This window comes from Variovorax sp. J22G73 (genome assembly GCF_030317035.1).
GTDB lineage: Bacteria > Pseudomonadota > Gammaproteobacteria > Burkholderiales > Burkholderiaceae_C > Variovorax.
In genome coordinates this window covers 1,392,128-1,419,029 of sequence record NZ_JASZYK010000001.1, presented here as the reverse complement: position 1 = coordinate 1,419,029, position 26,902 = coordinate 1,392,128, and the positions used below count along the sequence as shown (strand labels likewise).

Sequence of the window (26,902 nt, the reverse complement as noted above, 5' to 3'; positions counted from 1 at the left end):
GATCAGCGCGCCGGCGCCCTGGGCTCTTGCCGCCCGCGCTCGCGCACGAAGGCCACGAAGCGCGCGAGCGCCGGGTTGTCGGCATCTTCGGGCCACACCAGGCTGGTCTCGCAGGCGGGCAGTACCGGCGCGCTGCGGTGGCGCGCGGCTGGCGCGAATTCGGCGGCACGCCGGTACACCACGCCCGCGCGGCGGAACTGCGTGACGCTCTCGGGCACCCAGGCCACGCCGATGCCGCCCGAGACGAGGTTGACGATGGTCTGCATCTGGATCGCCTCCTGCCCAAGCAGCGGCGTGCGGCCGGCCGCGTGGTACAGGTCGAACACGGCGTCGTGCAGCGAGGGCACGATGCGGCGCGGAAACATCACCAGCGGCTCTTTCAGCACGTCGGCCAGCAGCAGCTTTTTCGTACTCGCCAGCGCGTGCCGCTCGGGCAGCGCGAGCACCAGCGGCTCCTGCGACACCGGCAGCCGCGCGAGCCCCGGCGGCGCGGCGCCGGGCGAATGCAGCATCAGGCCCGCATCGATCTCGCCGCGCGCGAAGGCTTCGAGCTGCACGTCGCCGGTGGCCTCGACCAGCTCGAGCGCCACCTCGGGGCACAGCACGCGAAACTCGCGCACCCAGGCCGGCAGCTGCTCGAAGCCGACCGTCGACACGAAGCCGATGCGCACCCGCCCCACCTGCCCCGCCGCCGCGGCCCGCGCGCGCGCCGGCAGCGCCTGCGCGCGCGCCAACAGCTCGCGCACGTCGGGCAGCAACGCCTCGCCGGCCGGGGTGAGCGCCACGCGCCGTCGGGTGCGGTCGAACAGCACCACGCCCAGCGTTTTCTCCAGCTGGGCAATGGCCTGCGTGACCGGCGGCTGGGTCATGTGCAGGCGCAACGCGGCGCGGCCGAAGTGCAGTTCCTCGGCCACGGCGACGAACTGGCGCCAGGCGCGCAGGTCGATCAGGCTTTCTTTCATATGCCGAGCATATCAATGCACACCCCAAATCGGATTGGAACCAATCAATCAGAAGTCCGATACTTGAGCCCGTCGCGCGCCTGCCGCACCGCGGGCGCCGCGATCCCCACACCCCACGACAGAAGAGACACCATGGACACCAAACCGATCCAGATCAACCGCCGCAGCGCCAACATCGTCGAAGGCAAGAGCCGGGCGCCCAACCGCTCCATGTTCTACGCCATGGGCTACGAGGAAAGCGACTTCAAGAAGCCGATGGTCGGCGTCGCCAACGGCCACAGCACCATCACGCCCTGCAACTCGGGCCTGCAGAAGCTGGCCGACGCGGCCATCGCGGGCATCGAGGAAGCCGGCGGCAACGCGCAGGTGTTCGGCACCCCCACCATCTCCGACGGCATGGCCATGGGCACCGAAGGCATGAAGTACTCGCTGGTGAGCCGCGAAGTGATCTCCGACTGCATCGAGACCTGCGTGGGCGGCCAGTGGATGGACGGCGTGCTGGTGGTCGGCGGCTGCGACAAGAACATGCCCGGCGGCCTGATGGGCATGCTGCGCGCCAACGTGCCCGCCATCTACGTGTACGGCGGCACCATCCTGCCCGGCCGCTACAAGGGGCAGGACCTGAACATCGTGAGCGTGTTCGAGGCCGTGGGCCAGAACGCCGCCGGCAACATGAGCGACGAAGACCTGCACGAGATCGAGAAGCGCGCCATTCCCGGCACCGGCTCGTGCGGCGGCATGTACACGGCCAACACCATGTCCAGCGCGTTCGAGGCGCTGGGCATCTCGCTGCCCTATTCGTCCACCATGGCCAACCCGCACGACGAGAAGGCCAACTCGGCCAAGGAATCGGCCAAGGTGCTGATCGAGGCCATCAAGAAGGACCTGAAGCCGCGCGACATCGTGACCAAGAAGGCCATCGAGAACGCCGTGGCCGTCATCATGGCCACGGGCGGCTCGACCAACGCGGTGCTGCACTTCCTGGCCATCGCGCACGCGGCCGAGGTCGAATGGTCCATCGACGACTTCGAGCGCATGCGCAAGAAGGTGCCGGTGCTGTGCGACCTGAAGCCCTCGGGCAAGTACCTGGCGGTCGACCTGCACCAGGCCGGCGGCATTCCGCAAGTGATGAAGGTGCTGCTGAAGGCCGGCCTGCTGCACGGCGACTGCATCACCATCTCGGGCCAGACCATCGAGGAAGTGCTGAAAGACGTGCCGGACGTGCCGCGCGCCGACCAGGACGTGATTCGCCCCATCGACAAGCCCATGTACGACGAAGGCCACCTGGCCATCCTGAAGGGCAACCTGTCGCCCGAAGGCGCCGTGGCCAAGATCACCGGTCTGAAGAACCCTGTCATCACCGGCCCGGCGCGCGTGTTCGACGACGAGCAGTCGGCGCTCAAGGCCATCCTGGACGGCAAGATCGTCGCGGGCGACGTGATGGTGCTGCGCTACCTGGGCCCCAAGGGCGGCCCGGGCATGCCTGAAATGCTGGCGCCCACGGGCGCGCTCATCGGCGCGGGGCTGGGCGAGAGCGTGGGCCTGATCACCGACGGCCGCTTCTCCGGCGGCACCTGGGGCATGGTGGTGGGCCACGTGGCGCCCGAAGCCGCGGCCGGCGGCACTATCGCGTTCGTGAACGAGGGCGACTCGATCACCATCGACGCGCACAAGCTGGTGCTCGAACTCAACGTGCCCGAAGCCGAGATCGCCAAGCGCCGCGAAGGCTGGAAGGCGCCGGCACCCCGCTACACGCGCGGCGTGCAGGCCAAGTTCGCGTTCAACGCATCGAGCGCCAGCTCGGGCGCGGTGCTCGACAAGTTCTGATGAGGTGAAGGCCGGGCGGCCTTGCGGTCGCCCGCGCGTGCCCCTGCGCCCGCCCTGCTCCGGCTCAGCGCCCGCCCTGCTCCGTCTCCGTGCCCGCCTGCGCTCAGCGGCGCGGGCCGTTGCTGGGCTTCACGCCCATGTTGGTCTTCTGGCGGTTGATGCGGTCTTGCTTGCGCTGCTCTTCGCGCTCCATGATCCGGCGCTTGGTGTAGCCCGACGAATCGGCCCACGCCCACCAGGCGAGCGCCATCGCGAACGGTGACAGCACGATCCACCAGCTCCAGCCGGCGACCATGCCCACTTCGAAATACTTGAGGCCGATACTGAGCAGGCCCAACGCCAGAAACCACATCGCGAATCCCTCCGGGTTGTATTGGCAACGCATCCGGACGCCATGTGTGGCGCTACCTACAATCGCGTTGAGACGAATGTAACTCAGCCTTTAACAAATATTTCCCCATGAAAAGAGTCTTGTTGTCCGCAGCCCTGGGCCTTGGCCTGGTGGTGCTCGCCGCGCCCGCATTCGCCGACCTGGCGCTGGCGACGTCGAAGAACTGCATGAGCTGCCATGCGGTCGAGCGCAAGGTGCTGGGGCCGTCGTTCAAGGACGTGGCCGCCAAGTACAAGGACGACAAGGGCGCGGTCGACACCCTCGCCACCAAGATCATGAAGGGCGGCTCCGGCGTGTGGGGACCGGTGCCGATGCCGGCGAACAACCAGGTCAGCGAAGCAGACGCCAAGAAGCTAGCCGCCTGGGTGCTGTCGACGAAGTAGCGGGAGCCGGAGGGGCACCTCGCCCCTGCCCCGCCGAGCTCAGGCCTGCGGGTTGATGTCCACCGGCAACGGCCGGCGCTCGATGCGGTCCTCGAGCTGGCCGATGTGCGCGGCCACCGTGTTGTCGGTCTGGTCGGAGCGCAGGCGCACCGCGGTCTCCAGCTGGTCCAGGCGCGCCAGCAGCGCGGTCTGGCGGTCGGCATTCTGCCCCATGTGCTTGTTTTCCTGCGCTTCGAGAAAGTTGCGCAGCTCGGTGAAGCGAGAGGCCTCGGCCTTGTCGGCGAGGTCGCGCTGGACCTGCATTTCCCTGGTGTGGCGCTTGGTGTCGATGAGCACCGAGCTATGCAGGTACAGCACGTACACCAGGAAGAACGCGGCCAGCACCACGGTGAGGCCCAGCATGATCAGCCCCAGCGGCGCCGTCACGGTCATGAAGCCCAGCCACACCTCCGAGGGCGCCGACAGCGCGCCCCAGTTCAGCGCGGCGAGCGCCGCGATGAGCAGCACGATGACAAAAAGAAAAGCGGATCTCACGCCCATGGGGGGCCTCCTTCGTAGGGATCGAACACATCGGCAAGGCGCCGCGCGCGTCCGGTAGCGTCCGGGCGCACGGCGTGCCGACCAGTTTTACCCCAGCCGAAGGGTCGCTTCGCCCGCCCGGGGCGAACGGGCGGCCACGTCCTACAGTCGTTCGGACAGCTGGTCGAGGATGGCGGGGTTTTCCAGCGTGGACGTGTCCTGCGTGATCGCCTCGCCCTTGGCGATGCTGCGCAGCAGGCGCCGCATGATCTTGCCGCTGCGCGTCTTGGGCAGGTTGTCGCCGAAGCGGATGTCCTTGGGCTTGGCGATGGGGCCGATTTCTTTCGCCACCCACGCGCGCAGCTCGTTGGCGATCTGCTTGGCCTCTTCGCCGGTCGGGCGGCCGCGCTTGAGCACGACGAAGGCACACACCGCCTCGCCCGTCACGTCGTCGGGCCGGCCCACCACGGCGGCTTCGGCCACCAGGTCGGTCTTGGACACCAGGGCCGACTCGATTTCCATCGTGCCCAGGCGGTGACCCGACACGTTCAGCACGTCGTCGATGCGCCCGGTGATGCGGAAGTAGCCGCGGTCTTCGCTGCGCACCGCGCCGTCGCCGGCCAGGTAGATGGTGCCGCCCATCTCTTCGGGGAAGTAGCTCTTCTTGAAGCGCTCGGGGTCGTTCCAGATGGTGCGGATCATCGAGGGCCAGGGCCGCTTGATGACCAGCATGCCGCCCGCGCCGTTGGGCAGGTCCTTGCCCGTCTCGTCGACGATGGCGGCCATGATGCCCGGCAGTGGCAGCGTGCACGAGCCCGGCACCAGCGGCGTGGCGCCCGGCAGCGGCGTGATGACGTGGCCGCCGGTTTCGGTCTGCCAGAAGGTGTCGACGATGGGGCAACGCTCGCCACCGATATTGCGGTGGTACCACATCCAGGCCTCGGGGTTGATCGGCTCGCCGACCGAACCCAGGATGCGCAGGCTCGTGAGGTCCCAGTTCTTCGGGTGCACCTTCTCGTCGCCCTCGGCCGCCTTGATGAGCGAGCGGATCGCCGTGGGTGCCGTGTAGAACACGCTGACCTTGTGCTTCTCGATCATCTGCCAGAAGCGGCCCGCGTGCGGGAAAGTCGGGATGCCCTCGAACACCACCTGCGTGGCGCCGGCCGCGAGCGGGCCGTAGGCGACGTAGGTGTGGCCGGTGATCCAGCCGATGTCGGCGGTGCACCAGAACACGTCTTCAGGGCGGATGTCGAAGGTCCAGTCCATCGTGAGCTTGGCCCACAGCAGGTAGCCGCCGGTAGCGTGCTGCACGCCCTTGGGCTTGCCGGTGGAACCCGAGGTGTAGAGGATGAACAGCGGGTGCTCAGCGTTCACCGGCACGGGCGCGCACTCGGTGCTCTGGCCCTTCAGCGCTTCGTCGAAGGTCTTGTCGCGGCCTTCCACGCGCGTCCACGCGGTGGGCGTGCGCTCGTACACGAACACGGTCTTGATCGACTCGCAGCCGCCCAGCGCGATGCCGTCGTCCACGATGGCCTTCAGCGGCAGTTCCTTGCCGCCGCGCAGCTGGTAGTTGGCGGTAATGACGGCCACCGCGCCCGCGTCGATGATGCGTTCCTGCAGCGCCTTGGCCGAGAAGCCGCCGAACACCACGCTGTGGGTGGCGCCGATGCGCGCGCAGGCCTGCATGGCGATGACGCCCTCGACCGTCATCGGCATGTAGATGATGACGCGGTCGCCCTTGCGGATGCCCGACGCCTTCAGCGCGTTGGCGAACTGGCTCACGCGCGCGAGCAGTTCCTTGTAGGTGACGTTGGTGACGGTGCCGTCGTCGGCCTCGAAGACGATGGCCGTCTTGTTCTCGACCGGGGTGCCGATGTGCTTGTCGAGGCAGTTGGCGCTGGCGTTGAGCTCGCCGTCGCCGAACCATTCGTAGAACGGCGCCTTGGACTCGTCGAGCGTCTTCGTGAAGGGCTTGGTCCACTGCAGGTTGCCCTGGGCCAGGCGGGTCCAGAAGCCTTCGAAGTCTTGCTCGGCCTCCTTGCACAAGGCGTCGTAGGCGGCCATGCTGGCAATGCGTGCGCCCTGGGTGGCGCGGACGTCGGGCGGGAACACACGGTTCTCGACCAGGACGGATTCAATGTTCTTGGATGCGCTGCTCATGTCTCTTGTCTCCTGGATGGATGCGGCCGTAATGTCGGCTGGCCCACTTACGGGTCACTGACGGTCCGATGTTAGTTCGCAGGGTTATCACGAGTGCGACTTGGGGACACCCCTAGAATCTTTCGTCCTCCACCACCGGCCTGCCGATGTCCGCTCCCGACCCTTTCGACCCCAGGAACCCGCCCACCCCCCGGACCTTTCCGATGGGGCCTTTGCCGCGGCTGATCTTTGCGAGCCGCTGGCTGCAACTGCCCCTGTACCTGGGGCTGATCGTGGCGCAGGCCGTGTACGTGGTGCACTTCCTGGTCGAGCTGCTGCACCTGGTCGAGGCCGCCTTCGGCAGCCAGACCGCGCTGCAGGCGCTCATTACCAGCATCGGCTACAAGACCACCGTGCCGGTCGCCTCGCTGAACGAGACGGTGATCATGCTGGTGGTGCTGGCGCTGATCGACGTGGTCATGATCTCCAACCTGCTGATCATGGTGATCGTGGGCGGCTACGAAACCTTCGTGAGCCGCATGAACCTCGAAGGCCACCGCGACCAGCCCGAATGGCTGAGCCACGTGAACGCCTCGGTGCTGAAGGTGAAGCTGGCCACCGCCATCATCGGCATCAGCTCCATCCACCTGCTGAAAACGTTCATCAACGCGGACAACTACACCGACCGCGTGCTGATCGCGCAAACGGTGATCCACATCACCTTCCTGTTCTCGGCCATCGCCATTGCCTACACGGACAAGCTGATGACCGCGAACGCGAGCCAGGGCGGCGCGCCCCACTGACGGAAGCAGCCCGCGCGCCTCACGCGGTGACGGCAGCGATAGCCGCTGCCGCCGCCGCAGCGGCGCACCGGGCGTCCCACGACGGCACGTCGCTGAAGCGCCCGGCCAGAAAATCGAGCATGGTGCGCAAGGTGGCCGGCATGTGCTTGCGAGATGCGTACACCGCGTACATGCCCACCACCTGCGGCTCGAAATCGTCGAAGAGCCGCACCAGCTCCCCCGCCTGCAGCAAGGGCGCCGCCAGGTAGGTCGGCAGCATCGCCACGCCGGCCCCGGCGCGGGCCAGGTACATCAGGCTGGCCGCGTCGTTGGCCGACACATTGCCCCCCACGGCCACCGAGGCCGGCTCCCCCGTCTCCTTGCGCGTGAAGTTCCACAGGCTGCGCCCGAAGTACGAGTGCGTGAGGCAGTTGCGCTGCGCCAGCTCTTCCACCCGCAGCGGCTGGCCGTGCTCCTTCAGGTACGCCGGCGACGCGCACACCACCGAGCGGCAGTCCGTGAGCCGGCGCGCGATGAGGTTCGGGTCGATTTCGGCGGCCACGCGAATGGCCAGGTCGATGCGCTCGTCCACCAGGTTCACCGCGCGGTCGAGCAGCACCAGGTCGACCGCCACGCCCGGGTACAACCGCACATAGTCGGCCACCGCGTCGGCCAGCTGCGCCTGCGCGAACGAGGTGCTGGCGGTGATGCGCAACTGCCCGCTCGGGGCCTCGGCCGGGTGCCGCACGGCGGCCTGCATGTCGAGCGCCAGCTCCAGCACCTGGCGGCAGCGCGGCAGCAGCTCTTCGCCGGCGGCGGTGAGGCTCAGGCGGCGCGTGGTGCGGTGGAGCAGCCGCGCGCCGGTCCATTGCTCCAGCTCGGCCACATAGCGCGTCACTACGGGGCGGGACATGTCGAGCTTGTCGGCCGCGGCAGAAAGGCTGCCCGCGTCGACCACGTTCACGAACACCCGCATTGCATTCAGTCGGTCCATTCGAACGATTCTAGAAATAAACAAACGCGCAAATCGAGGTATTTCTTTCGGAATCAGAAACCTAAGATGCGGTTCATTCCATCCACTTTCGTCTTTTTCGACAGGAGTTCCTCATGAGCCACATCGCCATCATCGGTGCCACCGGACGCGCCGGCGGCCGCCTTCTGGAAGAAGCGCTGCGCCGCGGCCACACGGTCACGGCCATCGCGCGCAAGGCCAGCGCCAAGCTGGCCGGGCGCGACAACGTGAAGGCGCTGGACCTCGACGTGCTCGACGCCCCCGCGCTGGAAAAAGCCCTCGCCGGCCACGACGCCGTGTTCAGCGCCGCGCACTTCGCCACCGTGCCGCCCGCGGCCATCATCGAGCCGGCCAAGCGCGCCGGCGTGAAGCGCCTGCTGGTGGTCGGCGGCGCCGGCAGCCTGTTCGCCGCGCCCGGCCTGAAGGTGATCGACACGCCGAACTTCCCCGATGCCTACCGCGCCGAAGCCTCGGCCGGCGGCGTGTTCCTGGACGCGCTGCGCAACGAGAAGGACCTCGACTGGACCTTCTTGTCGCCCTCCGCCGAGTTCGTCGACGGCGAGCGCACGGGCAAGTTCCGCCTGGGCAAGGACGACCTGCTGGTGAGCGCCGAAGGCCGCAGCTGGATCAGCTTCGAGGACTACGCGATCGCGTTCATCGACGAGCTGGAAAAGCCCGCGCACTCGCGCCAGCGCTACACCATCGGCTACTGAGCGGACGGCAACGAAAAAGGACCCTCGCGGGTCCTTTTTTCATTGGGAGGCTGAACGGATCAACGACCGGTCATGTTCTCCGGCACCACCCACTGGTCGAACTGCTCGGACGTCAGGTGGCCCGAGGCGATCGCCGCTTCGCGCAGGCTGGTGCCTTCCTTGTGCGCCTTCTTGGCGATGTAGGCCGACTTGTCGTAGCCGATGTGCGTGTTCAGCGCGGTCACCAGCATCAGCGAGCGCTGCACCAGCTCGGTGATGCGTTCGCGGTTGGGCTCGATGCCCACGGCGCAGTGGTCGTTGAAGCTCACCATGCCGTCGGCCAGCAGGCGCACGCTCTGCAGGAAGTTGTGCGCGACCATCGGGCGGAACACGTTCAGCTCGAAGTTGCCCGAGGCGCCGCCGATGTTGATGGCCACGTCGTTGCCGAACACCTGCGCGGCCAGCATCGTGACGGCCTCGCTCTGGGTCGGGTTGACCTTGCCCGGCATGATCGACGAGCCGGGTTCGTTCTCGGGAATGCTCAGTTCGCCGATGCCGCTGCGCGGGCCGCTGGCGAGCCAGCGCACGTCGTTGGCGATTTTGTTCATGCTGGCGGCCAGCGTCTTCAGCGCGCCGTGGGCGTGCACCAGCGCATCGACGCTGGCCATGGCCTCGAACTTGTTCGGCGCGGTGATGAAGGGCAGGCCCGTGAGCCTGGCCAGTTCGGCCGCCACCTGCTCCGCGTAGCCCTTGGGCGCGTTCAGCCCGGTGCCGACGGCCGTGCCGCCCAGCGCCAGTTCGCTCAGGTGCGGCAGCGCGGCGCGCACGTGCGCTTCGCCATGCGCCAACTGCGCCACGTAGCCCGAGAACTCCTGGCCCAGCGTGAGGGGCGTGGCGTCCTGCAGGTGGGTGCGGCCGATCTTCACGATGTCGGCGAAGTCCTTGGCCTTCTGGTCGAGCGTGCCGCGCAGCTTGGCGATGGCGGGCAGCAGCTTGTGCGTGATGGCTTCCACGGCGGCCACGTGCATGGCGGTGGGGAACACGTCGTTGCTCGACTGGCTGCGGTTGACGTCGTCGTTCGGGTGCACAAGGCGCCCTTCCCCGCGCTCGCCGCCGAGGATTTCGCTGGCGCGGTTGGCCAGCACCTCGTTGACGTTCATGTTGGTCTGCGTGCCCGAGCCCGTTTGCCACACCACCAGCGGGAACTCGCCCGGGTGCTTGCCGGCGATGACTTCGTCGGCCGCGGCCACGATGGCCTGGGTCTTCTTCTCGTCCTGCAGGCCCAGCGCGTGGTTCACCACGGCCGATGCGCGCTTCACCTGGGCCAGCGCCTTGATGATCTCGCGCGGCTGCTGCTCGCCCGAGATGTCGAAGTTCTGCAGCGAGCGCTGCGTTTGCGCGCCCCACAGCTTGTCGGCCGGCACGTCGATCGGGCCGAAGGTGTCACGCTCGGCGCGGGTCTTGGGGGAAGTCGTCATGGAAAAAAGCTCCGGGGATCATGAAAGGTCGCGCCCGTGCGGACGCGGTGCCGAGTATCGGCCAATACGAGTAGCTCGCATCTGACGGGGCCATTGCCTCTCCGCTGACATGACGATACGCCTTGCGCCTTGACTTTCATCATGCCGAAAAGTTATGATCAAAGGCTTACGACGACCCACAAGTCATGATGATTCTTCATGGCGACGCGGGCCGGTCACCCCTTCACTACTCGCGGATCCCTGAATCCCGTCGCGGTGCAAGGTGCTTTTGCCGCCGGGCCCAGCCCGGCAAACCGGGCGGATTTGTTCTGCCCCCATTGCCACGTCACGCTCATCCAGGCGGCGCCCCTCGACCAGGCCCGTTGACCTGCGAATGAAGCATCCGGCGGGCACTGGCTTCGTCGCCATGTCGTCTTCAGTGCCTGTCGGCAGCCCTCGAGGCTGCCGGGCCATTGCGCGCGTCTGCCGTCGTCATTTACGACGTTCACGACGTTCACGACGTTCGCGCGCTCCCCCCGGCAACCCATCGGCTGATGGCGCGGTCGCTGTCGCCCTTTCACTTTCGTGAAGAGCGGCGTTCCGTCCACCCTTCAACAAGGAGCCCCTCGCATATGGCCAAAGGAATTCTCATCGACCACGTCTTCAAGGTCTTCGGCGACGAGCCGGAGCAAGCCCTGGAGTTGGTCCGGCAAGGTTTTTCAAAGAAAGAAATCCTCGCGCGCACCGGTCAGTCGATCGGCGTGTTCGACGCCACCTTCGAAATCCAGGCTGGAGAAATCTTCGTCATCATGGGTCTCTCGGGCTCCGGCAAGTCCACGCTGGTGCGGCTGCTGAACCGGCTCATCGAGCCCACGGCGGGGCGCATCGTGATCGACGGCGCCGACATCAACGAGCATTCCGACGCCCGGCTGCGCGCCCTGCGCCGCAAGGACATCAGCATGGTGTTCCAGTCGTTCGCGCTGATGCCGCACATGACGGTGCGTGAGAACACCGCCTTCGGCCTCGAGCTCTCCGGCACCAGCAAGAAAGACCGCCTGGCGCAGGCCGACAAGGCGCTCGCGCAGGTGGGCCTGGCGGGCTGGGGCGCGAGCTACCCCGACGAGCTTTCGGGCGGCATGCAGCAGCGCGTGGGCCTGGCGCGCGCGCTGGCTTCGGACCCGTCGATCCTGCTGATGGACGAGGCCTTCTCGGCGCTCGACCCGATCATCCGCACCGAGATGCAGTCGGAGCTGCTGCGCCTGCAGCAGGAGCAGCGCCGCACCATCGTCTTCATCTCGCACGACCTGGACGAGGCCATGCGCATCGGCGACCGCATCGCGATCATGAAGGACGGCCAGGTGATCCAGGTCGGCACGCCCGACGAGATCCTGCGCAGCCCCGCCGACGACTACGTGCGCAGCTTCGTGCGCGGCGTGGACGCGGCGGCCGTGTTCAAGGCGGCGGACATCGCGCGCAAGTCGCTCACGGTGGTGTCGGAGCACCCCGAGCGCGGCGCGCGCGCGGCGCTGAAGCTGCTCGAGGACCAGGACCGCGACTTCGCCTACGTGACCAGCCCGACCAAGCGCTTCCTGGGCGTGGTGTCGGCCGACACGCTGCGCGGCGCGCTCGACGGGCATTCGGGCCCGCTGGGGCTGCAGCACGCGTTCCTGGCCGACCTGCCGCGCATCGATGCCGAGGCACCGGTGGCCGGGCTCATCGGCCAGCTCGCGCAGGCGCCCTGCGCGCTGCCGGTGGTGGCGAACGACGGCCGCTTCTGCGGCGCGATCAGCAAGACGACGCTGCTGAAGTTCCTCGACCGCGAGACGCCGCCCATCGAGCCCGTGTCGCCGCACGCCGCCCCCGCGCTCGCCGCCGAGCCGCACTGAATCACGAAGGACCCTGAACGATGAACGACACCACATTTCCTTCCGAGCTGGCCACGCCCGACCTGGGCGCGCCTGCGTTGAACACGCCCGCATTGAGCACACCCTCCGCACCTGCTACACCCGACGCCTCTGCCTTCGTCGATCCGTGGCAAGCCATCTCGGCCGCGCCCGACACCTCGGCCACCAGCGCCTGGCTCGACGCGCCGGTCGGCGCCGCGCACCAGCTCGCCGGGCAGGCCGACAGTGCGGCCAGCGGCTTCCAGCTGCACCGCCTGTGGGACGGCTCGCTGCCCATCGAAAGCTGGATCAACCAGGGCCTGGGCTGGGTGGTCGAGCACTTCCGCCCCTTCTTCCAGACCGTGCGCCTGCCCATCGACAGCACGCTGAACTGGGTGCAGGGCCTGCTCACCGGCCTGCCCACGCTGGCGATGATCGCCCTCATCGGCCTGTTCGCCTGGCAGTTCGCCGGCCGCGCGCTGGCCATCGGCACCACCGTGGCGCTGCTGCTGGTGGCCATGCTGGGCATCTGGCCCGAGGCCATGGTGACGCTGTCGCTGGTGCTGACCTCGCTGGTGTTCTGCATGGTCATCGGCCTGCCGCTGGGCGTGCTGCTGGCCAGCAGCGACCGTGCGCAACGCATCATGCGGCCGGTGCTCGACGCGATGCAGACCACGCCCGCCTTCGTGTACCTGGTGCCGGTGGTGATGCTGTTCGGCATCGGCAACGTGCCGGGCGTGATCGTGACCATCATCTTCGCGCTGGCTCCGCTGGTGCGGCTGACCAACCTGGGCCTGCGCCAGGTGCGCCCCGACCTCATCGAGGCCGCGCGCGCCTATGGCGCCTCGCCCTGGCAGATGCTGGTGAAGGTGCAGCTGCCGCTGGCCATGCCGTCGATCATGGCGGGCATCAACCAGGCGCTGATGCTGTCGCTGTCGATGGTGGTCATCGCCTCGATGATCGCCGTGGGCGGCCTGGGCCAGATGGTGCTGCGCGGCATCGGCCGGCTCGACATGGGCCTGGCCACCGTGGGCGGCCTGGGCATCGTGCTGCTGGCCATCACGCTGGACCGCCTGACGCAGGCCATGGGCAAGTCGCGCCGCAGCGCCGGGCGCCGCTGGTGGCACACGGGGCCGGTCGGCTTCGTGCTGCGCCAGCTGCAGCGCCTGGTGAGCCCGACCTCGAGCGAAGGTGCGCAAGCCGCGCCCGCCCTGTCCACGCAAGCCCATTGAGCACCGAAGGAGGAACCCGACGCATGAGAAAGATCAATGCCATCGCGCGCGGCCTGGTGGCCGCCGGCTTCGTCGCCCTCGGCCTGGCCGCGAACGTGGCCCACGCCGCCAACGAGCTGCCCGGCAAGGGCGTGACCGTGCTGCCGCTGAAGAGCTCGCTCGCCGAAGAGGCGTTCCAGACGCTGCTGGTGATGCGCGGGCTGCAGAAGCTCGGCTACACCGTCGAGCCCATGAAGGACCTGGAGCCCGCCACCGAGCACCTGGCCATCGCCAATGGCGACGCCACCTTCATGACCAACCACTGGAGCCTGCTGCACGCCGACTTCTACAAGAACAGCGGCGGCGACGCCAAGCTGTGGCGCAAGGGCGTGTATTCCGACGGCGCGGTGCAGGGCTACCTGATCGACCGCAAGACGGCCGAGCAATACAACATCACCAACATCGCGCAGCTGAAGGACCCGGCCATCGCGAAGCTGTTCGACGCCGACGGCGACGGCAAGGCCGACCTGACGGGCTGCAACCCGGGCTGGGGCTGCGAGCTGGCCATCGAGAACCACCTGGGCGCCTACCAGCTGCGCGACACGGTCACCCACAAGCAGGGCAGCTACGCGGCGCTGATGGCCGACACCATCGCCCGCTTCAAGCAGGACAAGCCGGTGCTGTACTACACCTGGACGCCCTACTGGGTGAGCGCGGTGCTGCGCCCGGGCACGGACGTGGTGTGGCTGCAGGTGCCCTTCTCTTCCTCGCAGGAAGGCGCCGCGGACACGCAGCTGCCCAACGGCAAGAACTACGGTTTCCAGGCCAACCAGGAACAGATCGTCGCCAACCGCGCCTTCGCCGAGAAGAACCCGGCGGCGGCCAAGCTGTTCGAGGTGATGAAGCTGCCCATCTCGGACATCAACGCGCAGAACCTGCGCATGAGCCAGGGCGCGAACACGCAGCAGGACGTGGAGCGCCACACCGACGGGTGGATCCGGGTGCACCAGCAGCTGTTCGACGGCTGGATAGAGCAAGCCCGGGCCGCGGCGCGGTAGGCGCGTCGGCTGAGATAATCGGGGGGCGTTTTCACATTCATAAAAAACTCCCCCCACCATGACGACCACGATCCAGCAGGCCGACCTGATCGAATCGATCAGCGCCGCGCTGCAGTACATCAGCTACTACCACCCCGCCGACTACATCGCCCACCTGGCCAAGGCCTACGAGCGCGAGCAGAGCCCCGCGGCCAAGGACGCCATTGCGCAGATCCTCACCAACAGCAAGATGAGCGCCACGGGCCACCGCCCGATCTGCCAGGACACCGGCATCGTCAACGTGTTCCTCAAGGTGGGCATGGACGTGCGCTGGGGCGGCTTCACCGGCAGCCTGGACGACGCCATCAACGAAGGCGTGCGCCGCGGCTACAACCACCCCGACAACACGCTGCGCGCCTCGGTCGTGGCCGACCCGCAGTTCGACCGCAAGAACACCAAGGACAACACGCCCGCGGTGATCTTCACGGAAATCGTTCCGGGCAACACCGTCGAGGTGACCGTGGCGGCCAAGGGCGGCGGCAGCGAGAACAAGAGCAAGCTGGTCATGCTGAACCCCGGCGACAGCGTGGTCGACTGGGTGCTGAAGACCGTGCCCATCATGGGCGCCGGCTGGTGCCCGCCGGGCATGCTGGGCATCGGCATCGGCGGCACGGCCGAGAAGGCCGCGCTGATGGCCAAGGAAAGCCTGATGGACGACCTCGACATGCACGAGCTGCAGGCCAAGAAGGCCTCGGGCGCGGAGCTGAGCAAGGTCGAGGCGCTGCGCATCGAGCTGTATGAGAAGGTCAACGCCCTGGGCATCGGCGCGCAGGGCCTGGGCGGCCTGGCCACCGTGCTCGACATCAAGATCAAGATGTACCCCACGCATGCGGCCAGCAAGCCGGTCGCGATGATCCCCAACTGCGCGGCCACCCGCCACGCGCACTTCGTGATGGACGGCAGCGGCGCGGTGTACCTCGACCCGCCGTCGCTCGACCTGTGGCCCAACGTCAACTGGGCGCCCGACGAAAAGAAGAGCAAGCGCGTCGACCTCGACAAGCTCACGCCCGCCGAAGTGGCGAGCTGGAAGCCGGGCGACACGCTGCTCCTGAACGGCAAGATGCTCACCGGCCGCGACGCCGCGCACAAGCGCATCCAGGACATGCTGGCCAAGGGCGAGCAGCTGCCGGTAGATTTCACCAACCGCGTCATCTACTACGTCGGCCCGGTCGACCCGGTGGGCGACGAGGCCGTGGGCCCGGCCGGCCCGACCACCGCCACGCGCATGGACGGCTTCACCGAGATGATGCTGGCGCAGACCGGCCTGATCGCGATGATCGGCAAGGCCGAGCGCGGCCCGGTGGCCATCGAGGCCATCAAGAAGCACAAGAGCGCGTACCTCATGGCCGTGGGCGGTGCCGCCTACCTGGTGAGCAAGGCCATCAAGACCGCCAAGGTGGTGGGCTTTGCCGACCTGGGCATGGAAGCCATCTACGAGTTCGACGTGGTCGACATGCCCGTGACGGTGGCGGTCGATGCCGGCGGCACCAGCGCGCACATCACCGGCCCGGCCGAGTGGCAGAAGCGCATTGCCAGCGGCGAGTTCAAGACCATCATGATGGAAGAGGCCTGAGGCCTTGAACCCGATCGGCGTGTTCGACAGCGGCGTGGGCGGGCTCAGCGTGCTGGCCGCGCTGCGCGCCGAGCTGCCGCGCGAGAACTTCGTGTACTTCGCGGACACCGCCTACGCGCCGTACGGCGAGCGCGGGGACGCCTACGTCATCGAGCGCTCGCGCGCGGTGGTCGAGCACCTGGTGCGCGAACACCGCATCAAGGCGCTCGTGGTGGCCTGCAACACGGCGACCACCGCGGCCATCCACCTGCTGCGCGCGGAAAACCCCGCGCTGCCCATCGTGGGGCTGGAGCCCGGGCTGAAGCCGGCGGTGGCAACGAGCCGCACCGGGCACATCTCGGTGATGGCCACGCGCGGCACGCTGGCGAGCGCCAAGTACGCCGCGCTGCGCACCTCCTTCGCCGGCTCGGCCGAAGTGCGCCCGGTGCCCTGCGACGGGCTGGTGAAAGCCATCGAAGGCTTCGACGCCGCGGGCATCGCCGCGCTGTGCGAGCGCTACATGAACGAGGCCGGGCCCTTCGGTGACGGCGCGAACGACGTCGACACCGTGGTGCTCGGTTGCACCCACTACCCGCTCGTGAAGGACGAGTTGCGCAAGCACGCCCCGGCCGCGCTGCGCTTCATCGACACGGGCGTCCCCGTTGCGCAGCACACGCGGCGGCTGCTCGCAGCGGCGGGCCAGCTCGCGCACGACAACCAGGGCGTGGGCATGCTGCGCCTGGAAAGCAGCGGCCAGCTCGCCGTGCTCGAGGTCGCCGCTGCGCGATGGCTCGGGCTGACCGCAAGCGCGACCCCGGCGTCGGCTTGAACCCATTTGCCTTCATGCGCTTTCTTCGCCACGCCGCCCTTCTTCTGTGCCTCTCGGCCGCCGGCCTGAGCCACGCGGCCTGCGAGAGCGGCCTGGCCGAGCGCATGCACGCCAAGCTGCACCCGAACCGCCCGCTCGACGAGCGGCTCGCGGCCTGCAAGATCTGGCCGGCGTTTCCGGGTCGCAGCATCGTCGTGCTGCCGATGCCGCGCGAAACCACCGACCGCGGCGCCAAGGTCTTCGACCTGGAGATCCTGCTGATCCAGCGCCCCGACAACGGCAACACCGAGCGCGACACCGTCATCGGCCGGCTGATGCAGCCCGAAGCGCTCGACGAAGACGCGACCACGTCGATCCAGGACATCCGCATCGACACCTCGCGCTATGTGCTGTCGAGCGAGGCCCGGGCCTTCGGCGTGCGCGTGCGCTACCGCGGCACCAGCGCGCCCGGCAGCCCGCTCGCGAGCGAGACCGTGCGGCTGTACGTGCACCACGGCAAGCAGTTTCGCCAGGTGCTGCAGGAAGTGGAGCTCGACCACGACAACGGCGGCTGGGACGCGACCTGCACCGGCCACTTCGAAAAGCTGCGCACCATGCTCTCGGTGGGCAAGGCCACGAGCAACGGACTGGCCGACCTGCAGCTGTCGCGCACCCTGGTGCAAAGCCGTGCGCAGCAGGAAGAAGACCAAGGCTGCGTCGAGAAGACGCTGCCCGCCAGGTTCAGCACCGTGGTGCTGCGCTACGACGGCGAACGGTACAAGGTGCCGAAGCAATTGCGCCAGCAGACACCCTGAACAGAGCCTGACTTGCGCACGGTCTTTCACGGACCTGTCATGTGCAATCAACAGCATGCGCGGTTTCCTACAGAGAACCACCGCGCACAATGAACCCGCTTCCCAACTCGCTTTCGAGCTCGCTTTTTTCGGCCCGCATTCCCTTCAAGCCCATGCTGCTCGCCAGCACCCTCTCCCTGTTGCTCGCCGCTTGCGGCGGCGGCAGTGACGCCGGCAGCATCGGTGGTTTCTTCCCGCCCGTGGCGACCACGCCGCCGGCCGTGCAGCCCGAACCCGAACCCGTCGTTCAGCCCGAGCCCGACCAGCTCGTTTCCAAGGCGCGGTTCACGCCCAATGCCGGCACCACCGAAGGCTCGTCCGACGCATCGACCGCGCTCGCCCTGCCCGACAAATTCATGATCGTCGCGGACGATGAAGCCAACGTGCTGCGCGTGTACCCGCGCGGCGGCGGCGCGGCGGTGAAAGAGTGGAGCTACAAGCTCGAAGGCCCCAAGCTCGCGAAGGAGCTCGACCTCGAGGCTGGCACGCGCATCGGCGACACGCTGTACTTCACCGGTTCCAACAGCAACAAGAAGGACGGCGGCGACGCCGCGGCCGACCGCTCGCACCTGTTCGCGGTGAAGGTCACGGGCACCGGCGCGAACACCGCGTTCGACTACGTGGGCCAGTTCTCGCTGCTGGAGGCGCAACTGATCGCCTGGGACACCGGCAACACCCACGGCCTGGGCGCCAACCACTTCGGCTTTGCCGTGTCGGCCGCGGCCGGCATCGTGCCCGAGCGCGTGGACGGCTTCTCCATCGAGGGCATGACCAGCTCGCCCGGCGACACCGCCCTGTGGCTGGGCTTTCGCGCGCCGCAGACGGGCGCGCTGGTGCGTGCCAAGGCGCTGATCGTCCCTCTGCAGAACTACGCCGCGCTGATGGCCGGCACGGCCACCCAGGCCAGCTTCGGCGCGTCCATCGAGCTGGAGCTGGGCGGCCGCGGCATCCGCTCCATCGACAAGGGCAGCGACGGCAACTACCTGATCGTGGCCGGTCCGGCGGGCGCCAGCGTGCCCGAGGTCGACCGCAACTTCGCGCTGTTCGCGTGGAACGGCAACGCGAACACCGCGCCGGTGGAGCTGTCGAACGACCTCGAGGCGCTGCGCAAGGAAACGGGCGGCAGCTTCGAGTCGACGGTCGAGGTGCCGGGCCCGGTCAAGGCCGGCACCCAGGTTCAGCTGCTGCTCGACAACGGCGACACCAAGTGGGACGGCAAGACCGCCTCCAAGGACCTGCCCGCGGCCGAGCAGAAGTTCGACGGCTTCGTGGTCCGCCTCGGCGCACCCTGGGTGGACACCGCCGGCCCGACGCTGAAGAAGGCATCGCCGGCGGCAGGCCGCGTGGGCGTGAACCTCGACACCTCGATCACGCTGTCGTTCAACGAAGCCGTGCGCCTGGGCTCGGGCAGCATCGTGCTGCACAAAGCCGACGGCAGCGTGGTCGAGCGCTTTCACACCAACAGCCCGCCCGCGCGCATCCAGGTGGCGTTCAACACGGTGAAGCTGGTGCCGACCGCGAAGCTCGCGATGAGCACGGGCTACTACCTCACCGTGGAGACCAACGCCGTGATGGACGCGGCCGGCAACGCCTTCGCGGGCATCGCCGATGCCACGCAGCTGAGCTTCACGACCGCAGGCACGCCCACGCCGCTGGTGGCCGGCGACCTGCTCTTCATGGCCGCCAACGCCGAAGCGCCCGACGCCTACGCCTTCGTGCTGCTGAAGGCCGTGAACGGCGGCACGCAGGTGCTGTTCACCGACCGCGACCGCAAGGCGGGCGCGGCCGAGTTCGGCGGCATCACCAATGAAACGGCCTTCTTCTGGACCGCGGACCAGAACCTGCCGGCCGGCACCATCGTGACCATCCAGACCGACGTCACGGGCAACCCGATCGCGGACAAGGGCTTCACGCTGGGCTCGCCGGGCGGCATCGGCAAGTCGGAAACCGTCTACGCCATCGCGGGCGGCACCATCGCGGGCCTGGGCGACGGCAAGGCGGGAGAGATCACCGCGGTGGGCAACTACCTGGCGAGCATCACGCTCGGTGGCGCGGCGGGCAGCATTCCCGATGCGCTCACCACGGCGGGCACGGCCTTCAGCTTCACGGTGTCGCCGGCCAACCAGACCAACGCGATCTACACAGGCTCGCTCGACCGCTCGGACCTGGCCGCATTCGCTGCACGCGTGAAGAACCCGGACAACTGGACCAAGCGCTATGCGCCGGAGGTCGGCTACCCGCTGACCAACGACAGCCTGTTCGGCGACAAGCTGCCCTGACCGGCGCCTTGCAGGTCTAGGTGCGCAGCGCGGCCTGCCGGCCGCGCTGCATGTCGATGGGCAGCAGCAGCAACAGCCCCGCCACGAACAGCACCGCCGTCGAAAGAATCGCGATGCGCTGGTTGCCGCCAGTCATCCAGGTGATCGCGCCGAAGCTCAGCGGGCCGATGATGCTGGCGAGCCGCGTGGCGAAGGTCCACAGGCCGAAGAACTCCGCAAGCTGCCGCGGCGGCGCCAGGTAACCGGTCATGGCGCGGCCGGCCGACTGGCTCGAGCCCATCGACAGCCCCGCGATGGCCGCGGCCCACCAGAAGCCGCCCTTGGTGGTCACCAGCGCGGCAATCACGCACACCGCGATCCACGCGACCAGCGTGCCCGCGAGCGAGAGCTTGTGGCCGACGCGGTCCTGCACGTAGCCGAAACCGAAGGCACCCACCGCCGCCGCGATGTTGAGCACGAAGATCAGCACCATCGTCTCGCTGGCGACGAAGCCGATCACCTGCTCGGCGTAGATGGCCGCCAGCGTGATCGCGACCGCCACGCCGCCCTGGTAGAACACCGTGCAGGCCAGCAGCCACATGAAGTCACGGTAGGCCCGCGCCTGGCGGAAGGTGTCGCGCAGTTGCCGCCAGGCGCCGGCTTCGGCATCAGCTTCGAAATTGGCGCTGATTGTTCGCGGCTTGGCGCGCTCGGGCAGCAGCGCGAAGGTGGCGCAAGCGGCGGCGCCGTAGATGGCGGCGGTGATCAGCATCGTGACCGGCACGAAGTGCGCGGCCGGCAGCCCCTTCGATTGCGACCACAGCACGTAGGCCAGGCACACGCCCAGCGCCAGCATGCCGCCGACATAGCCGAAGCTCCAGCCCCAGCCGCTCACCTTGCCCATGCCGTCGGCCGTGGCCAGCTCGGGCAGGAAGGCGCCCGTGAGCGATTCGCCGTAGGAATAGAAAGCGTTGGAAACGATGACCAGCGCCATCGCCAACGCGACGCCCGACGTACCGGTGAAGCGCGGCGTGACGGCCAGCGCGGCGGTGGCCAGCACGCAGCCGAGGGTCGCGAAGACCAGCACGCGCTTCTTGGCGGCGTGCTGGTCGGCCCAGGCGCCGATGGCGGGCATCGTGAGCATCACGATGGCATAGGACACGCTGAGCGCCGCGGTCCATGCAAAAGCGGCCCACGGCGCGCCCTTGGCGATGCCACCCACGAAGTAGGCGGCGAACACTGCGGTGATGACGACGGTGGTGTAGCCCGAGTTGGCGAAGTCGTACATCGCCCAACCGAACACCTCGCGCTTGCGCACGCCAGGGCGCAACGCGGAGGCTGGAAACAGGGCCATGCGGCCTGGTTCTGGAAGAGAGTCGAAGTTCTCAGTGCAGGTGGCGCGGACGGCGACCGCCGCCATGACCACCACCGCTGCCGCCACTGCCGGGGCCGCCCGTGCCGCGCGGGCGCTTGCCGATTTCGAGCGAGTTCACCAACGCGTCGAAACGGTCGCTGAAGAGGCGATCGATCTCGGAGACCACGCCACCCAGCTCGGCGCCATCGAAGTGGCGCTCCATGAGGTTGACGACGTCTTCCACCAGCAGGTCGCGCTGCACCTGCATGATCGCGGCCGGGTTGGGGCCGACGAAGAGCATCAGGAAATCGTCGCGCGATTCTTCGTCGGGGTCGCCCTCTTCCTCGTCGAAATCGGTGTCGTAGAAGGTGACCTCGATGGCCGCGCCGCGGTCCGACAACTCGTTCAGGGCCATGCACATCTCGTCGAGCGCCTGGCGGAAGTCTTCGTCGCCCGGCACGGTCCAGCAGATCTGCAGCGTGTGGTCTTTTTGCTCGAAGCGGATGCCCGGCTCTTCTTCGTAGGTGCTCGTTGCGCCGTCGGCCAGCGACTTGGCGCCGGCATAGGTCCACAGGGGCTTGAGCGCCTCCTGGATCTGGTCGAAGCTCACGTCCGAACGCAACGGCACATCGCCGTGAACGTGGATTTCAAATGGAGCGTTGTAGCGAGGCATCGAGTGCTCCCATGTAAGTTTGGTACCCGGAACGGGGGTCGAACCCGTATGCCCCGATCAAGGAAGCGGCGGATTTTAAGTCCGATGTGTCTACCAATTTCACCATCCGGGCGTCAGGTTGAACATCGACGATAACCCAAACAAAACAAGCCCCGGCAACGTCGGTTGGCGGGGCTTGAAAGTCGGAGTCGAATCTAGTTGAACGAGAAGGTGGAGGCGCGACCCGGAGTCGAACCGGGCTACACGGATTTGCAATCCGTTGCATAACCGCTTTGCTATCGCGCCACGCAGAAATACGAAATCGAACTAGCGAAAAAAAGGGAAGCTGGCGCTTCCCTTTTTCAAAACTGGAGCGGGAAAAGAGTCTCGAACTCTCGACCTCAACCTTGGCAAGGTTGCGCTCTACCAACTGAGCTATTCCCGCGTTTCGAGCCTCAAATTATATACCAATATTTCGAGGCTTCTCAAACTTTCTCTATCGATCAGTGCTTCACCGAGCCTTCGGAAGCAGGAGCCCCTGCCCGCTGCTTTGCCAGCTCGGCCACGGCAGCGGCCGATGCGGCCACTTCTTCGTCGGACAGCGGCACAGGCATCTTCTCGAGCGCAATCTCGAGCACCTTGTCGATCCACTTCACCGGCACGATCTCGAGGCCGTTCTTCACGTTCTCGGGAATGTCCTGAAGGTCCTTGGCGTTCTCTTCCGGGATCAGCACGGTCTTGATGCCGCCGCGCAGTGCGGCCAGCAGCTTTTCCTTCAGCCCGCCGATGGCCGTCACCTCGCCGCGCAGCGTGATTTCGCCGGTCATCGCGACGTCGCTGCGCACGGGAATGCCCGTGAGCGCCGACACGAAGGCCGTCGTCATCGCCGCGCCCGCGCTCGGGCCGTCCTTGGGCGTGGCTCCGTCGGGCACGTGGATGTGGATGTCGCGCTTCTCGAACACCTCGTCCTTGATGCCCAGGCGGCGCGAGCGGCTGCGCACAACCGTGCGCGCGGCCTCGACCGATTCCTTCATCACGTCGCCCAGTGAACCGGTGCGGCTGATCACGCCCTTGCCGGGCATGGTGACCGCCTCGATCGTCAGCAGGTCGCCGCCGACTTCCGTCCACGCCAGACCGACCACCTGGCCGACCTGGTTCTGCTTTTCCGCGAGGCCGAAGCTGTACTTGCGCACGCCCAGGAACTCGTTGAGGTTTGCACCGTCGACGGTCACCTTCGGCTTCAGTTGCTTGAGCAGCAGGCCCTTCACCACCTTGCGGCAGATCTTGGAGAGTTCGCGCTCCAGCGACCGCACGCCGGCTTCACGCGTGTAGTAGCGCACGATGTCGCGCACGGCCTCTTCGGTGACGAGCAGCTCTTCTTCTTTCACGCCGTTGTTCGTCATCTGCTTGGGCAGCAGGTACTTGATCGCGATGTTGGTCTTCTCGTCCTCGGTGTAGCCCGAGAGGCGAATGACTTCCATGCGGTCCAGCAGCGCCGGCGGGATGTTCATCGAATTCGAAGTGGCGACGAACATGACGTCGCTCAGGTCGAAGTCGACTTCCACGTAGTGGTCGCCGAAGGTGTGATTCTGCTCGGGGTCGAGCACTTCGAGGAGCGCGCTCGAAGGGTCGCCACGGAAGTCGGTTCCCAGCTTGTCGATTTCGTCGAGCAGGAACAGCGGATTGCGCGTGCCGATCTTGCTCAGACCCTGCAGCACCTTGCCCGGCAGCGCGCCGATGTAGGTGCGGCGGTGGCCGCGAATTTCGGCTTCGTCACGCATGCCGCCCAGCGCCATGCGGGTGTACTTGCGGCCGGTCGCCTTGGCGATCGACTGCCCCAGCGAGGTCTTGCCGACACCCGGTGGGCCCACGAGGCACAGGATGGGTGCCTTCACCTTGTCGACGCGTTGCTGCACCGCGAGATATTCAAGGATGCGGTCCTTGACCTTCTCGAGGCCGTAGTGGTCGGCGTTGAGCACGGCTTCGGCATTGGCCAGGTCGTGCTTGATCTTTGTCTTCTTGCTCCAGGGCAGCGCAATCAGCACGTCGATGTAGTTGCGCACCACGGTGGCTTCGGCCGACATGGGCGACATGAGCTTGAGCTTCTTCAGCTCGCCCTCGGCCTTCTTCAAGCCTTCCTTGGACATCTTGGCGAGCTTGATCTTCTTCTCGATCTCCTCGATGTCCGCGCCCTCTTCGCCTTCGCCGAGCTCCTTCTGGATGGCCTTGACCTGCTCGTTCAAATAGAAATCGCGCTGGTTCTTTTCCATCTGGCGCTTCACGCGGCCACGGATCTTCTTGTCGACGTTCAGGATGTCGACTTCGCGCTCGAGCTGACCGAACAGGTTTTCCAGGCGCGCCTTGACGTCGTCGAGGTCGAGCACGGCCTGCTTGTTGTCGAGCTTGAGCGGCAGGTGCGCGGCGATGGTGTCCGCCAGGCGGCCCGGATCGTCGATGCTCGAGATCGAGGTGAGGATCTCGGGCGGAATCTTCTTGTTCAGCTTGACGTACTGGTCGAACTGCTGCATCACCGCGCGGCGCAGCGCCTCGACCTCGGTGCCCTTCTCGCCGCCTTCGGACACCGCCACGGGCGTCACGTTGGCCGAGAAGTGGGTCTCGCCGTCATCGATGCGGTTCACGCGGGCGCGCTGCTGGCCTTCGACCAGCACCTTGACGGTGCCGTCGGGCAGCTTGAGCATCTGCAGGATGGTCGAGACGCAGCCGACCTCGAACATGTCCTCGACCGAGGGCTCGTCCTTGGCGGCGGCCTTCTGGGCCACCAGCATGATGCGGCGCTCCGCTTCCATGGCCAGTTCGAGCGCCTTGATGCTCTTGGGGCGACCCACGAACAGCGGGATCACCATGTGGGGAAACACCACGACGTCGCGCAGCGGCAGTAGCGGCAGGTCGAGTGCTTCGGGAGGCAATGGGGTGTGGCCAGACATGCAGATCCTTCGCGTCTTTGGCTTTAGGCCTTTTTCGCCGCTTCGCGGTACACGAGCAGCGGGGGCTTGTTTTCGTCGATGGTCGATTCCTCGACCACCACCTTGTCGACATTGGTCGCGTTCGGCAATTCGAACATGGTGTCGATCAGCGACTGTTCAAGGATCGAACGCAGGCCGCGTGCACCGGTCTTGCGTGCCAGCGCCTTGCGAGCGATCGCCTTGAGCGCCGCGGGGCGAATCTCGAGGTCCACGCCTTCCATCTGCAGCAGCTTGGTGAACTGCTTCACCACGGCGTTCTTGGGCTCGGTCAGGATCTGGACCAGCGCGTCCTCGCTGAGTTCGGCGAGCGAGGCAACCACCGGCATCCGGCCCACCAGCTCGGGGATCAGGCCGAACTTGATCAGGTCTTCGGGCTCCACTTCGCGGAACACCTCGGTGATGCTACGTTGCGCCTTGCTCTTCACCGCGGCGCCGAAGCCGATGCCCGAGGCCTCGGTGCGGTTTTCGATGACCTTCTCGAGGCCCGCGAACGCACCGCCGCAGATGAACAGGATGTTGGTCGTGTCGATCTGCAGGAAGTCCTGGTTCGGGTGCTTGCGTCCGCCCTGGGGCGGCACGCTGGCCATGGTGCCTTCGATGAGCTTCAGCAGCGCCTGCTGAACGCCCTCGCCCGACACGTCGCGCGTGATCGAGGGGTTGTCGGACTTGCGCGAGATCTTGTCGATTTCGTCGATGTAGACGATGCCGCGCTGGGCGCGCTCGACTTCGTAGTTGCAGCTCTGCAGCAGCTTCTGAATGATGTTCTCGACGTCTTCGCCCACGTAGCCGGCTTCGGTCAGCGTGGTGGCGTCGGCCATCACGAAGGGAACGTCGAGCATGCGCGCCAGCGTTTGCGCCAGCAGCGTCTTGCCCGAGCCCGTGGGGCCGATCAGCAGGATGTTGCTCTTGCTGAGCTCCACGTCCTCGCCCTTGGCCTTTTCCTTGTGGCGCAGGCGCTTGTAGTGGTTGTAGACCGCCACCGACAGCATGCGCTTGGCCGGCTCCTGGCCGATCACGTAATTGTCGAGGTTGGTCTTGATCTCCAGCGGCGTCGGGAGGTCGCTGCGCGCGTCGCGCGCTTCTTCGCCCGCGGGGAGTTCGTCGCGGATGATCTCGTTGCAGAGGTCGATGCACTCGTCGCAGATGAAGACCGAAGGGCCCGCGATCAGCTTCTTGACCTCATGCTGGCTCTTGCCGCAGAACGAGCAATAAAGCGTTTTTTCGCTGGAAGAGCCTTTTTTTTCGGCCATGGACTTTTGCCTCGTGACAGGGTGTGGACAATGATAACGAAAGAAAAACGGCGTTTCCCGTGTGGAAAACGCCGTTTTTTGCCATTTGGCGCCATCGGCGCCGGGCGATCTCAACCGCGTTGGCGGCCCGTGGCCACCCGGGCGGGTTTAACCGCGCTTGGCCACGACCTGGTCGACCAGCCCGTAGTCCTTGGCTTCGTCGGCGGTCAGGAAGTAGTCGCGCTCGGTGTCCGACTTGACCTTTTCCAGCGGCTGGCCGGTGCGTTCGGCCAGGATGCGGTTCATCTGGTCCTTGGTGCGCAGGATGTCGCGCGCATGGATCTCGATGTCGGTGGCCTGGCCGCGTGCGCCGCCCAGCACCTGGTGGATCATGATCTTCGAGTTGGGCAGCGAGAAACGCTTGCCCTTTTCGCCAGCCGCCAGCAGGAACGCACCCATGCTGGCCGCGAAGCCCAGGCACATGGTCGACACGTCGGGCTTGATGAACTGCATGGTGTCGTAGATCGCCATGCCGGCGCTCACGCTGCCGCCCGGGGAGTTGATGTAGAACGAAATGTCCTTGTCCGGATTTTCGCTCTCGAGGAACAGCAGCTGCGCCACCACGAGGTTGGCCGTCTGGTCGTTCACCTCGCCCACCAGGAAGATGATGCGCTCCTTGAGAAGGCGCGAGTAGATGTCATAAGACCGCTCGCCGCGGCCCGATTGCTCGATGACCATCGGAACCATGCCGAGGCCTTGAATTTCGTTTGCGATCATGAATTTTCTCTCCGGAAGATGGGATCGTTCACTGCTGTGTGCACTGTACGCCTGAGTGAAATGGGGCTCGTGCCGCAAA

22 protein-coding genes and 3 tRNA genes are annotated in these 26,902 nt (G+C 66.9%); 11 read left to right on the top strand and 14 right to left on the bottom strand.

Annotation, left to right across the window (positions count from 1 at the left end; genetic code table 11):
* Nucleotides 1-2 precede the first annotated feature (2 nt).
* Nucleotides 3-962: a LysR family transcriptional regulator gene (locus QTI51_RS06670; RefSeq protein WP_116908847.1), complete on the bottom strand. Its 960-nt coding sequence runs from the start codon at nt 960-962 to the stop codon at nt 3-5.
* Between the two features lie 132 nt (nt 963-1,094).
* Between QTI51_RS06670 and ilvD the strand changes: the two genes are divergently transcribed.
* Nucleotides 1,095-2,789 carry a dihydroxy-acid dehydratase gene (gene ilvD, locus QTI51_RS06665; RefSeq protein WP_116908846.1) on the top strand — a complete coding sequence of 565 codons (1,695 nt, stop codon included), beginning with the start codon at nt 1,095-1,097 and terminating at the stop codon, nt 2,787-2,789.
* Between the two features lie 103 nt (nt 2,790-2,892).
* Here the strand turns inward: ilvD and QTI51_RS06660 are convergent, their stop codons facing one another.
* Nucleotides 2,893-3,141, bottom strand: coding sequence for a TIGR04438 family Trp-rich protein (locus tag QTI51_RS06660; RefSeq protein WP_116908845.1), 249 nt, complete (start codon nt 3,139-3,141; stop codon nt 2,893-2,895).
* Between the two features lie 107 nt (nt 3,142-3,248).
* On the opposite strand from QTI51_RS06660, the gene QTI51_RS06655 reads away from it, so the two are divergent.
* Nucleotides 3,249-3,563 (top strand): c-type cytochrome, encoded by a 315-nt coding sequence (locus QTI51_RS06655; RefSeq protein ID WP_116908844.1) that lies wholly within the window; start codon nt 3,249-3,251, stop codon nt 3,561-3,563.
* A 39-nt stretch (nt 3,564-3,602) separates the two neighbouring features.
* Here QTI51_RS06655 and QTI51_RS06650 read toward each other — a convergent pair whose 3' ends face one another.
* On the bottom strand, nt 3,603-4,103 hold the full coding sequence (locus QTI51_RS06650; protein WP_116908843.1) for a LapA family protein: 501 nt from the start codon (nt 4,101-4,103) through the stop codon (nt 3,603-3,605).
* Between the two features lie 141 nt (nt 4,104-4,244).
* Nucleotides 4,245-6,242, bottom strand: a complete 1,998-nt coding sequence (acs, locus tag QTI51_RS06645; RefSeq protein ID WP_116908842.1) for an acetate--CoA ligase — start codon at nt 6,240-6,242, stop codon at nt 4,245-4,247.
* Nucleotides 6,243-6,388: 146 nt separating this feature from the next.
* On the opposite strand from acs, the gene QTI51_RS06640 reads away from it, so the two are divergent.
* Nucleotides 6,389-7,024 (top strand): YqhA family protein, encoded by a 636-nt coding sequence (locus QTI51_RS06640; protein ID WP_116908841.1) that lies wholly within the window; start codon nt 6,389-6,391, stop codon nt 7,022-7,024.
* 19 nt (nt 7,025-7,043) lie between these two features.
* On the opposite strand, the gene QTI51_RS06635 is transcribed toward QTI51_RS06640, so the two are convergent.
* The gene (locus QTI51_RS06635; RefSeq protein WP_116908840.1) at nt 7,044-7,997 is read right to left on the bottom strand and encodes a LysR family transcriptional regulator; all 954 of its coding nucleotides are present in this window, start codon (nt 7,995-7,997) and stop codon (nt 7,044-7,046) included.
* 113 nt (nt 7,998-8,110) lie between these two features.
* On the opposite strand from QTI51_RS06635, the gene QTI51_RS06630 reads away from it, so the two are divergent.
* Complete coding sequence (locus tag QTI51_RS06630; RefSeq protein ID WP_116908839.1) at nt 8,111-8,728, top strand: NAD(P)-dependent oxidoreductase; 618 nt, start codon at nt 8,111-8,113, stop codon at nt 8,726-8,728.
* Nucleotides 8,729-8,787: 59 nt separating this feature from the next.
* On the opposite strand, the gene fumC is transcribed toward QTI51_RS06630, so the two are convergent.
* Nucleotides 8,788-10,185: a class II fumarate hydratase gene (gene fumC, locus QTI51_RS06625; protein ID WP_116908838.1), complete on the bottom strand. Its 1,398-nt coding sequence runs from the start codon at nt 10,183-10,185 to the stop codon at nt 8,788-8,790.
* 611 nt (nt 10,186-10,796) lie between these two features.
* On the opposite strand from fumC, the gene proV reads away from it, so the two are divergent.
* From proV to QTI51_RS06590, 7 genes are all read left to right on the top strand, one after another.
* Nucleotides 10,797-12,050, top strand: coding sequence for a glycine betaine/L-proline ABC transporter ATP-binding protein ProV (gene proV, locus QTI51_RS06620; RefSeq protein ID WP_116908837.1), 1,254 nt, complete (start codon nt 10,797-10,799; stop codon nt 12,048-12,050).
* A gap of 20 nt (nt 12,051-12,070) precedes the next feature.
* Nucleotides 12,071-13,279, top strand: a complete 1,209-nt coding sequence (proW, locus tag QTI51_RS06615; protein ID WP_116908836.1) for a glycine betaine/L-proline ABC transporter permease ProW — start codon at nt 12,071-12,073, stop codon at nt 13,277-13,279.
* A gap of 23 nt (nt 13,280-13,302) precedes the next feature.
* Nucleotides 13,303-14,316, top strand: a complete 1,014-nt coding sequence (proX, locus tag QTI51_RS06610; protein ID WP_116908835.1) for a glycine betaine/L-proline ABC transporter substrate-binding protein ProX — start codon at nt 13,303-13,305, stop codon at nt 14,314-14,316.
* 58 nt (nt 14,317-14,374) lie between these two features.
* Complete coding sequence (locus QTI51_RS06605; protein ID WP_116908834.1) at nt 14,375-15,928, top strand: fumarate hydratase; 1,554 nt, start codon at nt 14,375-14,377, stop codon at nt 15,926-15,928.
* A gap of 4 nt (nt 15,929-15,932) precedes the next feature.
* Nucleotides 15,933-16,736 (top strand): glutamate racemase, encoded by an 804-nt coding sequence (gene murI, locus QTI51_RS06600; RefSeq protein WP_116908833.1) that lies wholly within the window; start codon nt 15,933-15,935, stop codon nt 16,734-16,736.
* Complete coding sequence (locus QTI51_RS06595; protein WP_286512306.1) at nt 16,733-17,530, top strand: PA3715 family protein; 798 nt, start codon at nt 16,733-16,735, stop codon at nt 17,528-17,530. Before murI ends, QTI51_RS06595 begins: the two co-directional genes overlap by 4 nt.
* Before the next feature lie 89 nt (nt 17,531-17,619).
* Entirely contained in the window at nt 17,620-19,848 is a 2,229-nt protein-coding gene (locus tag QTI51_RS06590; protein ID WP_286512307.1) for an Ig-like domain-containing domain, read from the top strand.
* A 16-nt stretch (nt 19,849-19,864) separates the two neighbouring features.
* Here QTI51_RS06590 and QTI51_RS06585 read toward each other — a convergent pair whose 3' ends face one another.
* The 8 genes from QTI51_RS06585 to clpP all read right to left on the bottom strand — a co-directional run bounded on the left by QTI51_RS06585 (nt 19,865) and on the right by clpP (nt 26,823).
* A complete protein-coding gene (locus QTI51_RS06585; protein WP_116908830.1) occupies nt 19,865-21,181 on the bottom strand; it encodes an MFS transporter in 1,317 nt (438 codons plus the stop codon).
* A 31-nt stretch (nt 21,182-21,212) separates the two neighbouring features.
* Complete coding sequence (locus QTI51_RS06580; protein ID WP_116908829.1) at nt 21,213-21,854, bottom strand: DUF6806 family protein; 642 nt, start codon at nt 21,852-21,854, stop codon at nt 21,213-21,215.
* A 20-nt stretch (nt 21,855-21,874) separates the two neighbouring features.
* Nucleotides 21,875-21,966: transfer RNA gene (locus tag QTI51_RS06575), tRNA-Leu, on the bottom strand.
* A 99-nt stretch (nt 21,967-22,065) separates the two neighbouring features.
* Nucleotides 22,066-22,139 (bottom strand) — tRNA-Cys (locus QTI51_RS06570).
* Nucleotides 22,140-22,202: 63 nt separating this feature from the next.
* Nucleotides 22,203-22,278: transfer RNA gene (locus QTI51_RS06565), tRNA-Gly, on the bottom strand.
* A 58-nt stretch (nt 22,279-22,336) separates the two neighbouring features.
* The gene (gene lon, locus QTI51_RS06560; protein WP_116908828.1) at nt 22,337-24,778 is read right to left on the bottom strand and encodes an endopeptidase La; all 2,442 of its coding nucleotides are present in this window, start codon (nt 24,776-24,778) and stop codon (nt 22,337-22,339) included.
* Nucleotides 24,779-24,801: 23 nt separating this feature from the next.
* The gene (clpX, locus tag QTI51_RS06555; RefSeq protein ID WP_093129807.1) at nt 24,802-26,067 is read right to left on the bottom strand and encodes an ATP-dependent Clp protease ATP-binding subunit ClpX; all 1,266 of its coding nucleotides are present in this window, start codon (nt 26,065-26,067) and stop codon (nt 24,802-24,804) included.
* 147 nt (nt 26,068-26,214) lie between these two features.
* Nucleotides 26,215-26,823 carry an ATP-dependent Clp endopeptidase proteolytic subunit ClpP gene (gene clpP / locus QTI51_RS06550; RefSeq protein ID WP_093129806.1) on the bottom strand — a complete coding sequence of 203 codons (609 nt, stop codon included), beginning with the start codon at nt 26,821-26,823 and terminating at the stop codon, nt 26,215-26,217.
* Nucleotides 26,824-26,902 lie beyond the last annotated feature (79 nt).